The sequence below is a fragment of the Pseudonocardia sp. WMMC193 genome (genome assembly GCF_021728735.1).
Taxonomy (GTDB): domain Bacteria; phylum Actinomycetota; class Actinomycetes; order Mycobacteriales; family Pseudonocardiaceae; genus Pseudonocardia; species Pseudonocardia oroxyli.
The window spans coordinates 936,867-949,531 of sequence record NZ_JAKKDO010000003.1; the positions used below are offsets into that span (position 1 = coordinate 936,867).

The following is a 12,665-nucleotide window of genomic DNA, read 5'->3' on the forward strand; positions in this document are numbered from 1 at the left end:
CCGCGGAGGCGACATCATGACCGAGCTGTTGCTGAGGGAGGAGGGGTCCTCCTCCGTCGTTCTCGCCCGCGCGAGCACGCCGCGGGAGCGGCGGGCGCGGCTGGGCCGGTTCCTGCTGCGCAGGCCGGGGCTGGTCGCGTCGGTGTTGATGGTGCTGCTCGTGCTGATCGCGGCGTTCGCGCCGAGCGTGCTCGCGCCCGGCGACCCGAACCTCGGCGTGGTGGCGGACAAGCTGCAGGCGCCCGGCGCGGCGCACCTGTTCGGCACCGACTACCTGGGCCGGGACGTCTACACCCGGGTCGTGCACGGCGCCTCGCTGTCGTTGCAGGCCACCGTGATCGCCGTGGCGGTGGCGCTGGTGGCGGGCGGGTTGATCGGCCTGCTCGCGGGCTTCGTCGGCCGCTGGGTCGACGAGGCCCTGATGCGCGTCGTCGACGTGCTGCTGTCGATCCCGGCGATCCTGCTGTCGCTGGCCCTGATCACCGCGCTGGGCTACGGCACGGTGAAGGTGGCGATCGCCGTCGGCATCGCGAGCGTGGCGAACTTCGCCCGGGTCATGCGGGCCGAGACGATGCGCATCCGCCGCTCCACCTACGTCGAGGCCGCCCGGTCCGTCGGGACCCGGTGGTACGTGTCGCTGTGGCGCCACGTGCTGCCGAACGCCGCGGGCCCGGTGCTGGTCCTCGCCGTCCTGGAGTTCGGGCTGGCCATCCTCGCGATCTCCTCGCTGTCCTTCCTCGGCTACGGCGCCCCGCCGCCCGCCCCCGAGTGGGGCTCGCTGATCAGCGAGGGCCGCAACTACCTGGCGACGTCGTGGTGGCTGTGCGCCCTGCCCGGCCTCACGATCGCCGCGACCGTGCTGTCGGTGAACCGGATCTCCCGGGCGCTGGACGGGGAGTGGAAGCGATGACCCTGCTGGAGATCGAGGACCTGGACGTCGGCTACCGCATCGCGGGCGGGCACATCCCCGCCGTGCGCGGGGTGTCGCTGACCGTCGACGCGGGCGAGACGGTCGCGATCGTGGGGGAGTCCGGGTCGGGCAAGTCCACCCTGGCCCAGGCCGTGATCGGGCTGCTCCCGGACAACGGCGCCGTCGAGGGCGGGCGGATCGCGCTGGGCGGCGAGGAGCTGACCGGGCTGTCGGCGAAGGCCTTCCGCGCGGTGCGCGGGCGCCGGATCGGGCTCGTCCCGCAGGACCCGACGGTGTCGCTGAACCCCGTGCAACGCATCGGGCCCCAGGTCGCGGAGACGCTGCGGGTGCACGGGCTGGCGGACCGGCGCACCGCCCGGATCGAGGCCGTGGCCCTGCTGGCCAGGGCCGGGCTGCCGGAGCCGGAGCTGCGGGCCCGGCAGTACCCGCACGAGCTGTCCGGCGGGATGCGGCAGCGGGTGCTCATCGCGATCGCCACGGCGGCGAACCCGTCGCTGATCATCGCCGACGAGCCGACGAGCGCGTTGGACGCCACGGTCCAGCGGCGCATCCTCGACCACCTGGACACCCTGCGAGACGCCGGCACCGCGCTGCTGTTGGTGACCCACGACCTGGGGGTGGCGGCGGACCGGGCGGACCGGCTCGTCGTCATGTCCGGCGGGCGGATCGTGGAGTCCGGTCCGACGGCGCAGGTGCTCGCGGACCCGCAGCAGCCCTACACGCGCACGCTGCTCGCCGCGGCGCCCGGACTGACCGTCGCCCGGGCCCGCCCGCCCGTGCCTGCGGAGAAGCCGCTGGTCGAGGTGCGGGGCCTGACCCGGGAGTTCCGCCTCGGCCGCAAGGCGACCCTGCGCGCGGTCGACGACGTCTCCTTCACCATCGCGCGCGGCGAGACGCTCGGCCTGGTCGGCGAGTCCGGCTCCGGCAAGTCGACGACGGCGCGGCTGGTGCTGCGGCTGGACGACCCGACCGCGGGCGAGGTCCGCTTCGACGGCACCGACATCACCCGGGTCCGCGGCGCCGCCTGGCGGGAGCTGCGCAGGCGGGCCCAGCTGATCTACCAGAACCCCTACGCCTCCCTCGACCCGCGGTTCACCGTCGAGGAGGTGGTCACCGAGCCGTTGCGCGCCTTCGGGATCGGCACGCGCGCCACGCAGCGGCAGCGCGCCGCGGAGCTCGTCGGGCGGGTGGCGCTGCCCGAGGCGATGCTGGCGCGGCGGCCCGTCGAGCTGTCCGGGGGGCAGCGGCAGCGGATCGCGATCGCCCGCGCACTGGCCCTCTCCCCGGATCTCGTCGTGTGCGACGAGCCGGTCTCGGCGCTGGACGTCTCGGTGCAGGCCCAGGTCCTGGAGCTGCTGGAGGAGTTGCAGACCGAGCAGGGGCTCGCGTACCTGTTCATCTCGCACGACCTCGCCGTGGTCCGGCGCATCGCGCACCGGGTCGGGGTGATGCGGCAGGGCAGGCTGCTGGAGCTGCGCCCCACCGAGGAGCTGTTCACCGACCCGCACCACGACTACACCAGGGAGCTGCTGGCGGCGATCGCCGGCGCCCGGACGGGAGCGTCATGAGGTTCCAGGTGCTCGACATCGTGCCGCACGGCCCGCACCCGGTCACCGGCGAGCTGATCTCGGTGCACGAGCGGCTCACCCGGGTCGTCGAGACCGCGGTGCGGGCGGAGGCGCTCGGGTTCGACTCGTACGCGGTGGGGGAGCGGCACGCGGGCGAGTTCGTGTCGTCCGCCCCGACGGTGCTGCTCGGCGCGCTCGCCCAGGCCACCTCCCGGATCCTGCTCAGCACGGGCGTCACCGTGTTGTCGCTGCTGGACCCGGTGCGCGTCGCGGAGGACTACGCGACCATCGACCAGCTGTCCGGCGGCAGGCTCGAGATCGTGATCGGGAAGGGCAACGAGGACAAGCACTTCCCGATGTTCGGCCTGGAGCTGGCCAGGCAGTACGAGTACCTCACCGAGAACTACGAGCTCCTCCGCCTGCTGCTGCGGGACGGGCCCGTGTCCTGGACCGGCACGCACCGCCCGGACCTCGACGGCGTGGTCACCCACCCGCGGCCCTTCGACGGCCCCTTCCGCATCTGGCACGGCTCGGCCACCTCGACGACCGCGGTGGACCTCGCCGCGAAGTGGGGCGACCCCCTCTTCACCGCGAACGCCCTGCAGCCCCGGGAGAACTACCTGGTGCTGATCGACCGGTACCGGGAGCAGTGCGCGGTGCACGGGCACGAGCCGGGCTACGTCGGCTCCGGCTCGGGCGGGCTGTTCCTGGCGGACACCGACGAGGAGGCGGTCGCGGAGTACCGGCCCCTCTACGAGTTCATGGCCGCCAAGCTCGCCGCCGCGCACGCCGGGGACACCCGCAAGGGCAAGACGATGTCCTTCACGACGATCGAGGAGGCCGTCGCCCACGGCCCCGCCCTCGTCGGCACCCCGGAGCGGGTGGCGGAGAAGATCGTCGACTACCACAAGTCCTACCGGCACGACGTGCAGTCCGTCTCGATCAACCCCAACCTCCCCTACGAGCGCCAGCAGGAGGTGCTGCAGCGCTTCGCCGAGGAGGTGATCCCGCTGGTGCGGCGCGAGACCACCACCACGCTCTGGGGCCCCGACGACCCCGGCAGGGCGAAGGGCCTCCACCTCACGTGAGCGGCGATAGTCGCTAGAGCGACTATCGCCGCTCACGGGATCAGGGGGTGACGGTGAGGCGGCCGAGGGTGGTACCGAGGTCCGGGTGGTCGGCCGGGACGACCGCGGAGGACAGGGCGGTCCAGCAGCTCGGGCAGCTGTACTGGCGGAACACCACGTCCGCGTCCACGTAGTCCGCCGCGGTCGCGGTGATCTGCGGGCCCGCGTCCGTGGGTGGGCCGTCGTACACGCCGAGGGCCAGTGCCCCGGGCTCGGCGGAGTCGCCGAGCACCTCCCGGCAGTGGGCGCAGGCGATGGCGCCGTTCGCCTCGACGAGGTTGTCGTCGATGCGGCGGGTGCCGCCGTCCGCCTTGCCGCGGGTCTCGCCGGTCACCCGCGAGCGGTCCCGCCTGGCCGCCTTGGCCTCCGCACGGGCCGCCGCCGTGGCCCCGGGGTCGACCCCGGCCTCGCCGAGCACCACGCCGTAGACGTCCGTCGCGGCACCGCGGGTGATCTTCTCCTCGCGGACGTCCCTGGCCACGGCCTCGGGGTCGCGGGCGAGCGGGTCGCCGTAGCCGCCGCCGCCCTGCCAGGTCATGGAGAAGACCTCGCCGGGCGCCAGGTAGCTGGACGCGTAGTTCTGACCGGGTTCCAGGGTGTCCGAGACCTCGGCGAGTGAGGACGGCAGCCTCCCCGACGCGAGGATCTCGGCGACCCGGCTCTGCCGCGCGACGACGTCGAGCCCCGAGTTGCCCGGGTGCCCGCCGGACAGGCCCGCGTTCTGCGCCACCGCCTTGCCCGCACTCGCGAGGACCAGGCCCATCGGGATCGACGTGCCGTGCGGGGTGAACGCGATGGACGCGCCGAGCCCGCCGCGCTGTCGGCCGGGCCCGCCGGAGTCCGGCTCCTCGCGCCGCCACAGGGTGAGCAGCGGGTAGAGGAACTCGGTCATCTCGACGTCCGGCACCCGGCCCATCGGGATGCAGAACAGCCCGCCGGTGTCCATGCCGTCCGCGTGCGGGCGGGCCCCGTAGCCGCCCGCCATCGGCTCCATCATGATCGACAGGAAGGGGGCGGGCTGCTCGCCGCGCTCGTCCAGCCCGGCGATGACGGCGGTGTCCCAGGTGCCGCAGCAGGTGGCCTGGACGTTGCGGCCCAGCTCCAGGTCGCGGTCGAGCATCTGGGACAGACACTCCGCGATGAGGCTGCCGGTCAGCCAGGCCGGGCCGATCGGCCCACGCCCGACGGCGGCGGGGAAGGTCGCGTTGTTGAGCGTCCCCTCCTCGGTCACCAGGTCGAAGCAGCGCATGAGCCCGCCCGCCGACCAGGGGATGTCGTTGGCCAGGATCGGCAGCAGCGCCAGCATGACCCCGCCGCGCATGCCCGCGTACGTGCAGTTGATGACGCCGGCCTGCGGGTCGGTGCCGGTGAAGTCGAAGGTCAGGTGGTCCCCGGTCTTCGTGGTGGTGACGGTGATCTTGTGCAGGCCGCGGTCGCCCTCGTGGGACTGGTCCTGGTAGCCGGTGGCGGTCCAGCTGCCGTCGGGGATGCCCACGAGCTTGCCGCGCAGGCGGTGTTCGGCGTCCGACATCATCCGCTTCATCACGGCCTTGACCGTGTCCGCGCCGTACTGGTCGATGAGCGCGTGCAGGCGCTCCCCGCCGACGTTGTTCGCGCCGATCTTGGCGCGCAGGTCCAGCCCGATGAGCATCGGGACCCGGGAGCGACGCACCCACAGGTCGGCGACGTCTCGCTGCAGCCGCCCGCCGCGCACGACCTTCACCGGCGGGGTGGGCAGGGACTCGGAGAAGACGTCCTGCGCGGCGGGGGAGAAGGAGCCCAGCCCCACCCCGCCGAGGTCCGGCTGGTGCGCGATGGCACTGGTCCAGGCGAACAGCCTCCCCTCGTGGAAGACGGGCTGGTAGACCATGACGTCGTTCTGGTGCAGCCCCCCGCCGACCCACGGGTCGTTGGTGAGGAACATGTCGCCGGCCTCGATGCCGGGGTTCTCCGCCCGGTTGCGCAGCGTCCAGTAGATGGCCAGGTCCACGGCGCCGACGAGCATGGTGTTGTAGAGGCCGACCTGCACCTCCTGGCCCAGCTCGTCGGAGATGGCGAAGTCGAAGTCGTTCGCGTCGGTGACGATCGGCGAGCCGGACATGCGCTTGAGCGCCTCGCCCATCTCGTCGGTGACCGACCAGAGCCGGTGCCGGATCACCTCGTAGGTGAGCGGGTCCAGCGCGTCGATCTGCTCCTGGGTGACGGTGTGGACCTCGAGGCTCGACGGCAGGCTCCGGGCCAGCTCGTCGGGGTCGACGGGACGGCTGGAGAAGGCCTCCGAGCCGGGGATCGGCATGGTCATGCGGTCCTCCTGATCGTGAGGTTGCCCAGGTGGTCGACGGTGCCCGTGGTCCCGCCGGGGACGACGACGGTGGTGGTCGGCACCTCGACGATCGCGGGCCCCGCCAGCACGTGGCCCGCCCGCAGCTCGCGGTAGTCGTAGACCGGGGTGTCGACGAAGCCGGTGGCGGCGTCCAGGCAGACCGGGCGGGTGGTGAACGGGGTCGCCTCCCCGGTGGCGGCCGGCACCTCGGGGAGCTCGGGGCTGAAGGGCAGCACGCCGACGGCCCGGACCCGGAAGGTGATGGCCTGGATGCCGGCCTCGCGGAACCCGGCGTCCTTGCCGTACAGCTCGGCGTAGCGCTTCTCGAAGGCGGCGGCCGCCTCCTCGATCTCCGGCATGCCCAGCGGGCCGCCCGCGACGGGCGCGGTGACCTCGGCGAGCTGCATCGAGTACCGCATGTCGATCTCGCGGTGCAGCTCGACCTTCTCGAAGGCGAGGCCCTGGCGCTCCAGCCCCGCGCGGACCTGCTGCTCCAGCTCCGCGAAGTTGCGCTCGGCCCGCTGCGGGTCGAAGGGGACGACCGTCGGGTCGGAGAGCTCGGCGGCCAGCACGATGTCGCTGGACGCGAGCCCGAACGCGGAGAACGCGCTGGCCACGGGCCCGAGCGGGACCACCACGGTCTCGCACCCGACCTCCGCGGCGTACCCGGCGCAGTGCGCGGGGCCCGCGCCGCCGAAGGCGTAGAGCACGAAGTTGCGCGGATCGTGGCCGGACTCCACGACGGTCTTGCGCAGCAGGTCACCGGTCTGGGCGTTCTGCACCGTGTAGATCGCGGCGGCGGCCTCCTCGACCGACAGCCCCAGCGGCTTCGCGATCTGCGTGTCGATGGCCTGGCGCGCGAGCTCCAGCGACAGCGGCTTGCGCCCGCCGAGCAGACCCTTCTCCGGCAGGATGCCCAGCACCAGGTTCGCGTCGGTGTTGGTCGGCTCGGTGCCGCCCGCCCCGTAGCAGGCGGGGCCGGGCACGGCCTGGGCGCTGCGCGGGCCGATGCGGAGGTTGCCGCCCGCGTCGAGCCAGGCGATGGCGCCGCCGCCGGAGCCGATCGCGTCCACCCGCAGGGTCGGGACGTTGATCGGGTGGTGGTTGATCACCGTGGTGGTGTCCCGGACCGGCTCGCCGTCGACGACCAGGCCCGCCAGGAACGTCGTGCCGCCGACGTCGGTGGAGATGATGTTGCGGTGGCCGAGCTGGCGGCCCAGCGCCACGGACCCGACGACGCCGCCGGTCAGGACCGACCCGACCGTGCTGATCGCGGCCGCGGGGGCCTCCTTCGCCGCGACGGCGCCGCCGTTGGACTGCATGACGAGCAGCGGCCCGGTCAGTCCCTTCTCGCGCAGCGCGCTCTCCAGGGTGCCCAGGTAGTCCCGCAGACCGGGCCCGATCTGGGTGGACATGATCGTGGTGGCGTTGCGGGCGAACTCCCGGATCCGGGGGCTGACCTCGGACGACAGCGCCACGAACAGGTCGGGGGCCTCCTCGGCGATCAGCTCGCGGAGCCGGCGCTCGTGCACCGGGTTGCGGAAGGACCACAGCAGCGACACGGCGATGGCGCTGACCCCGTCCGCGACCAGGGAGCGGATCGCGGCACGGGCCTCCTGCTCGTCCAGCCCGACGACGACGGTGCCGTCCCGGTCGATCCGCTCGGTGACCTCGAGCGCGTGCCGCTTCGGCAGCAGCGCGTGGTCCTTGGTCTGCCCGAGGACGTGCTGCAGCTCGTGCGGGGACCGGCCCAGGTACCGGCCCTCGACGTTCATGATGAAGATCGAGTCCCGGTGCCCCTTGGTGGTGAGGAACCCGACCGGGGGCACGTTCCCCATGACCAGCGCGTTGAGCGAGGAGGTGGTGCCGTGCGCGATGTGGTGGGTGTCCGCGAGCATCTCCGGCAGCGGACGACCGAGCTGCTCGGCCAGCAGGCCCAGCACGTCGAGCACACCCCGGGAGTAGTCCGGGGGCGTCGACGGGGACTTCGCGGCGAGCACCGTCCCGGCCGCGTCGCCCGTTCCGTCGTCCAGCACGGCATCGGTGAACGTGCCGCCCACGTCCACTCCGATGACATAGGCCATGTCTCACACGCTCCTTCGCGGTGGGTGGCTGACGGTTCAGTAGACTATTCGACAGTATCGCTGAATGTCTAGCTTGACTTCCTGGGTTGCCGTGACGTCGAATAGTCGACGTAACCGTAAAGGGAGGTTGGCGATGCAGCCACGACGCGTCGCGGTGCTGGGCGGAGGACCGGGTGGGCTCTACGCCGCCCGGTTGCTGAAGCTCGCGTACCCCGCCTGCGAGGTCCGCGTCCACGAGCAGGGGGACCCGGACACCACGTTCGGGTTCGGGGTCGGGTTGGCCGCGGGCACCCAGCGCAAGCTGGCGGCCGCGGACCCGGACACCCTGCGGGACCTGGTCGCGGCGGGCCTGCGGCACGACATGACGCTCGACGTGGGCGGGGAGGTCGTGCGGGTGCGCAACGACCGCCTGATCGGCGTGGCCCGCACCGAGCTGCTCGCCATCCTGCAGCGGCACGCGGAGAAGGCCGGGGTCGTGCTTGACTTCGGGAGCCGCCGGTCCGCGGGCGAGCTCGACGCGGACGTGGTGATCGCCGCGGACGGCGTGTCCAGCGCGACGCGCGCCCTCGGGGACTTCGCCGAGTCGGTGGAGGTCGGCAAGGGCCTGTACCTGTGGTGCGGCACGGAGTTCCCCCTGCCGGACGCGGTGTTCGCCCCGGTCGCCACGGAGTTCGGCACGTTCGTCACGCACGCCTACCCGTACTCCGGTGGCCGGTCCACCTTCCTCATCGAGACCGACGAGCAGACCTGGCGGCGCGCGGGCTTCGACCGGGCCGAGGTGGCCGAGGGCGGGTCCGACGAGGTCTCGCTCCGTTTCCTGGAGCAGGCCTTCGCCGCGCAGCTGCGGGGGCACCCGCTCCTCGGCAACCGCACGCGCTGGCTGCGCTTTCGCACCGTCTCCTGCGGGCGGTGGTCGGACGGGAACACCGTGCTGCTCGGCGACGCCGCGCACACGGCGCACTTCTCCGTCGGCTCCGGCACCAAGCTGGCGATGGAGGACGCGATCGCGCTGGTCGCGGAGCTGCAGGAGGCGTACTCCGTGGCGGAGGCGTTCGAGAGGTACGAGGCGGTCCGCCGCCCCGCCGTCGAGCGGTTGCAGGAGCTCGCCCGGCGCTCGCAGCTGTGGTGGGAGTCCTTCCCGGGCCGGCTCGGGCTCCCCGCGGCGCGGCTCATGGTGTCCTACATGTCGAGGGCGGGGAACGTCCCGCTGGACCGCTTCGCCCAGACCGCCCCGGACGTGGTGGAGGCGGCGTTCGCGCAGTACGCGGCGGCCTCGCCCGTCCCGGACGCATCCGAGCCCGAGCCCGGGATCGTGGACCGGGTGCTCGCGCAGCCGGGGGAGCACCGGGGGCGGGTGTTCGCGAGTCGGACCGACGTGCCGGCGCTGCCCCCGCTCGCGTCCGACCTGGCCGACCCGTGGTCGGCCGAGGGGGACGCGGTGGTCGCCGCGGTGACGGGGGACGTGCTGCTCACCGGCCCGTCCGACCGGCCCGCCCTGCTGACCCGGCTCGACCTGGCCGAACGCATCCGGCTCGAACGCGGGGTGCTCACCGCGGTGGAGGGACCCGGCGCGCTGCGGGAGGATCTGGCGGCCGGGCTGCTCAGCGGTCGGTGTGACCTGGTGGTGATCGCGTGAACCCACTCGTCGAGTACCCCGCGGACGCCGTCGCGCGCTACCGCGCGGTGTGGGGCAGCCGCTCCATCCCGGCCGAGTTCCGCGCGGTCGCGGCGCGCCACCCGGACCGGGAGGCCGTCGTCGCCCTCGACGGGCGGCTGACCTACGCCGAGCTCGACGCGCGGTCCGACCGGGTCGCGGCCGGGCTGCTCGCGCTGGGGCTGGAGCCGGGCGGGCCGGTGTTGTTCCAGGTCACGAACCGGCTGGAGGCGGTGGTCGCCTGGTACGCGGTGCTCAAAGCGGGGCTGGTCCCCGTCGCGACGCTCGCCGCGCACCGCGGGCACGAGATCGGCGAGATCAGCCGTCGGGTCGGGGCGGTGGCGCACCTCGTCGAGCCCGGGCTGACGTTCGACCTCGTCGCGTTCGCCCGCGAGCAGGCGGTCGGCAGGCTGCTGGTCCTCGGCGAGCTGCCCGAGGCGGACCCCGGGCCGCTGCCCGAGGCCGACCCGGGGGCCGTCGCGGTCTACCAGCTCTCCGGCGGCACCACGGGCGTCCCGAAGGTGATCCCGCGGCGGCACGCCGAGTACTGGTACAACGCCGCCGAGTACGCGCGGTCCTGGGGCTGGACCGCCGACACCCGGGTGGCGCACCTGATCCCGATCATCCACAACGCCGGGGTCGTGTGCGCCGTGCACGCGCCGCACAGCGTCGGCGCGTGCCTGGTCCTGGGCACCCCCGACCTCGACGAGTCGCTGCCGCTGCTGGCGCGCGAGGCCGCCACGCACGTCCTGCTCGGGCACGGGCACTACCGCGCCCTGGACCACCCGGAGTTCGACGCCGCCGCGAAGACGCTGACCCAGGTGATCCTCTCCGGAGCCAAGGTCCCGCCCCGGCTCTTCGACGCCCTGGAGGCCCGCGGGATCTGGTCCGGACAGCTGTTCGGGATGGGGGAGGGACTGTTCCTCACGACCCGCCCCGGCGCCCCGCGCGCGGCGCGGCTGGAGACCGTGGGGACCCCGTTGTCCCGGTGGGACGAGGTGCGGATCCTCGAACCCGGCTCGGAGGAGCCCGCCGACGGCGTCGGGGAGCTGTGCTGTCGCGGCCCGTACACGCTGCCCGGCTACTACGACGCCCCGGAGCACAACGCCCGCGCCTTCACCGGCGACGGCTTCTACCGCACCGGCGACCTGGCCGCCTGGCGCGAGATCGACGGCGAGCGGTTCGTCTCCATCGAGGGCCGCATCAAGGACCTCATCAACCGCGGCGGCGAGAAGATCAACGCCGAGGAGGTGGAGCTGCTCCTGTTGCGCCACCCGCGCGTGACCGCCGTGGCCGTCGTCGCGATGCCGGACCCGCGGCTGGGCGAGCGGACCTGCGCCTACGTGGTGGTCGACGGCGCCGAGCTGACCCTGGACGAGGTGCGGCGGCACTTCGCCGCGCTCGACGTCGCGAAGTTCAAGTGGCCCGAGCGGATCGAGCACCTGCCCGAGATCCCGCGGACGCTCGTGGGCAAGACCGACAAGAAGGCCCTGGCGGCCGACATCGCACGGAAGGTAGCGACGTGAAGCGGATCGGACTCGTCGTCCCCAGCTCGAACGTGACCGTCGAGACGGAGATCCCGGCGCTGCTCGCGCGGCACCCCGAGGCCTTCTCCTTCCACTCCAGCCGGATGCGGATGCACTCGGTGACACCGGAGGAGCTGGCGGCGATGAACGGCCAGCGCGAGCGCTGCGTCGACGAGCTGGCGGACGCCGGCGTGGACGCCCTGCTCTACGCCTGCCTCGTGGCGCTGATGGCGCAGGGCCCGGGGGAGCACCAGCGGGTCGAGAAGGCGGTGGCGGAGCAGTACCCCGGGGTGGTCCGGTCGAGCGCCGGGGCCCTCGTGGAGGGGCTGCGTGCGCTGGGCGCGCGGCGGATCGCGCTCGTCACCCCGTACCTGCGGCCGCTCGCCGAGCAGGTGGTGGCCTACCTCGGGGCGGAGGGGTTCGACGTCGTCGACTGGGCCGCGCTGGAGGTGGGGGACAACGCCGAGGTCGGCTGCATCCCCGGCACGCGAGTGCTGGAGGCCGCCCGCGGCCTCGACCCGGCGGTCGACGCGCTGGTCATCTCCGCCTGCGTCCAGATGCCCTCGCTGGACCTGGTCGCGCCCGCGGAGGAGGAGTTCGGGCTGCCCGTGCTCTCCGCGGCCACGGCCGGTGCCTACTCGCTGCTGCGCGGGCTCGGCCTGAACCCGGTGCTTCCCGGCGCGGGACGGCTCCTGTCCGGAACCGGCGCCCGCGGGTCGGTTCCGCAGGCTCCACCTCCTACGATCCCCGCATGAGCGAACCGGGACGCAGGGGGACCGCTCGGCGCGAGCTCGTCGAGAACGAGCTGTACGAGCACGCCACCCGGCTGTTCGCCGAACGCGGGTTCGCGGGCACCAGCCTGCAGGACATCGCGGACGCGCTGGGCATCACCCGGCCCGCGCTCTACTACTACGTCAAGAGCAAGGACGAGCTGCTCGCCAAGCTGGTCACCGAGGTCACGAACGGCCCGCTGGACGAGATCGTCGCGCTGTTCGAGCTGGACGAGGACCCCGTCCGGCGGCTGCGCGGGATCGTCGAGGTGATCGTCGGGCGGCGGGTGACCCAGCCCGAGCGGTTCCGGCTGCTGATCCGCTCCGAGGCGGAGCTCCCCGCGGAGCTGACCGCGGCGTACGACGACAGCAGGCGCGCCGTGCTGAAGGCGATCGCCGGCGTGATCGACCAGGGTGTCCGGGCCGGGCGGTTCCGGCCCGTCGACGCGCGGGTCGCCGCCCTCGGCGTGCTCGGCATGTGCAACTGGGTCGCCTGGTGGTTCCACCCCGGCGGCCGCGACACGGCCGAGGGGGTCACGGCGCAGCTGGCGGACATGGCCGTCGCCGCGCTGGTCCGCCCCGACCACCAGACGCCGGAGGCCGAGGGGCCCGCCGCGGCGTTGAAGCTGCTGCGCCAGGACCTGGACCATCTCGAGCGCATCCTCGATCTCTGAACTCACTC

Annotated in this window: 9 protein-coding genes; 7 read left to right on the plus strand and 2 right to left on the minus strand. The window is 73.4% G+C overall.

Going from position 1 to position 12,665, the window contains the following annotated elements; genetic code table 11:
* The first annotated feature begins 16 nt into the window (after nucleotides 1-16).
* From L3X23_RS05845 to L3X23_RS05855, 3 genes are read left to right on the plus strand one after another with little or no spacing between them, the layout of a single operon-like run.
* On the plus strand, nucleotides 17-910 hold the full coding sequence (locus L3X23_RS05845; RefSeq protein WP_237191102.1) for an ABC transporter permease: 894 nt from the start codon (nucleotides 17-19) through the stop codon (nucleotides 908-910).
* A complete protein-coding gene (locus tag L3X23_RS05850; RefSeq protein WP_093075843.1) occupies nucleotides 907-2,499 on the plus strand; it encodes an ABC transporter ATP-binding protein in 1,593 nt (530 codons plus the stop codon). The genes L3X23_RS05845 and L3X23_RS05850 overlap by 4 nt, the downstream gene beginning before the upstream one ends.
* Nucleotides 2,496-3,587, plus strand: a complete 1,092-nt coding sequence (locus L3X23_RS05855) for an LLM class flavin-dependent oxidoreductase (protein WP_237191103.1) — start codon at nucleotides 2,496-2,498, stop codon at nucleotides 3,585-3,587. The genes L3X23_RS05850 and L3X23_RS05855 overlap by 4 nt, the downstream gene beginning before the upstream one ends.
* A gap of 40 nt (nucleotides 3,588-3,627) precedes the next feature.
* On the opposite strand, the gene L3X23_RS05860 is transcribed toward L3X23_RS05855, so the two are convergent.
* Both L3X23_RS05860 and L3X23_RS05865 read right to left on the minus strand, forming a co-directional pair.
* Nucleotides 3,628-5,928, minus strand: a complete 2,301-nt coding sequence (locus tag L3X23_RS05860) for a hydantoinase B/oxoprolinase family protein (protein ID WP_237191104.1) — start codon at nucleotides 5,926-5,928, stop codon at nucleotides 3,628-3,630.
* Nucleotides 5,925-8,033, minus strand: a complete 2,109-nt coding sequence (locus L3X23_RS05865; protein WP_237191105.1) for a hydantoinase/oxoprolinase family protein — start codon at nucleotides 8,031-8,033, stop codon at nucleotides 5,925-5,927. Before L3X23_RS05865 ends, L3X23_RS05860 begins: the two co-directional genes overlap by 4 nt.
* A gap of 133 nt (nucleotides 8,034-8,166) precedes the next feature.
* Here L3X23_RS05865 and L3X23_RS05870 point away from each other — a divergent pair, with 133 nt between their 5' ends.
* From L3X23_RS05870 to L3X23_RS05885, 4 genes are read left to right on the plus strand one after another with little or no spacing between them, the layout of a single operon-like run.
* On the plus strand, nucleotides 8,167-9,669 hold the full coding sequence (locus L3X23_RS05870; protein WP_237191106.1) for an FAD-dependent monooxygenase: 1,503 nt from the start codon (nucleotides 8,167-8,169) through the stop codon (nucleotides 9,667-9,669).
* Complete coding sequence (locus tag L3X23_RS05875) at nucleotides 9,666-11,213, plus strand: (2,3-dihydroxybenzoyl)adenylate synthase (RefSeq protein WP_237191107.1); 1,548 nt, start codon at nucleotides 9,666-9,668, stop codon at nucleotides 11,211-11,213. Before L3X23_RS05870 ends, L3X23_RS05875 begins: the two co-directional genes overlap by 4 nt.
* Nucleotides 11,210-11,968, plus strand: coding sequence for a maleate cis-trans isomerase (locus L3X23_RS05880; protein WP_237191108.1), 759 nt, complete (start codon nucleotides 11,210-11,212; stop codon nucleotides 11,966-11,968). The genes L3X23_RS05875 and L3X23_RS05880 overlap by 4 nt, the downstream gene beginning before the upstream one ends.
* Nucleotides 11,965-12,657, plus strand: coding sequence for a TetR/AcrR family transcriptional regulator (locus L3X23_RS05885; protein WP_237191109.1), 693 nt, complete (start codon nucleotides 11,965-11,967; stop codon nucleotides 12,655-12,657). The genes L3X23_RS05880 and L3X23_RS05885 overlap by 4 nt, the downstream gene beginning before the upstream one ends.
* The last annotated feature ends 8 nt before the right edge of the window (nucleotides 12,658-12,665 follow it).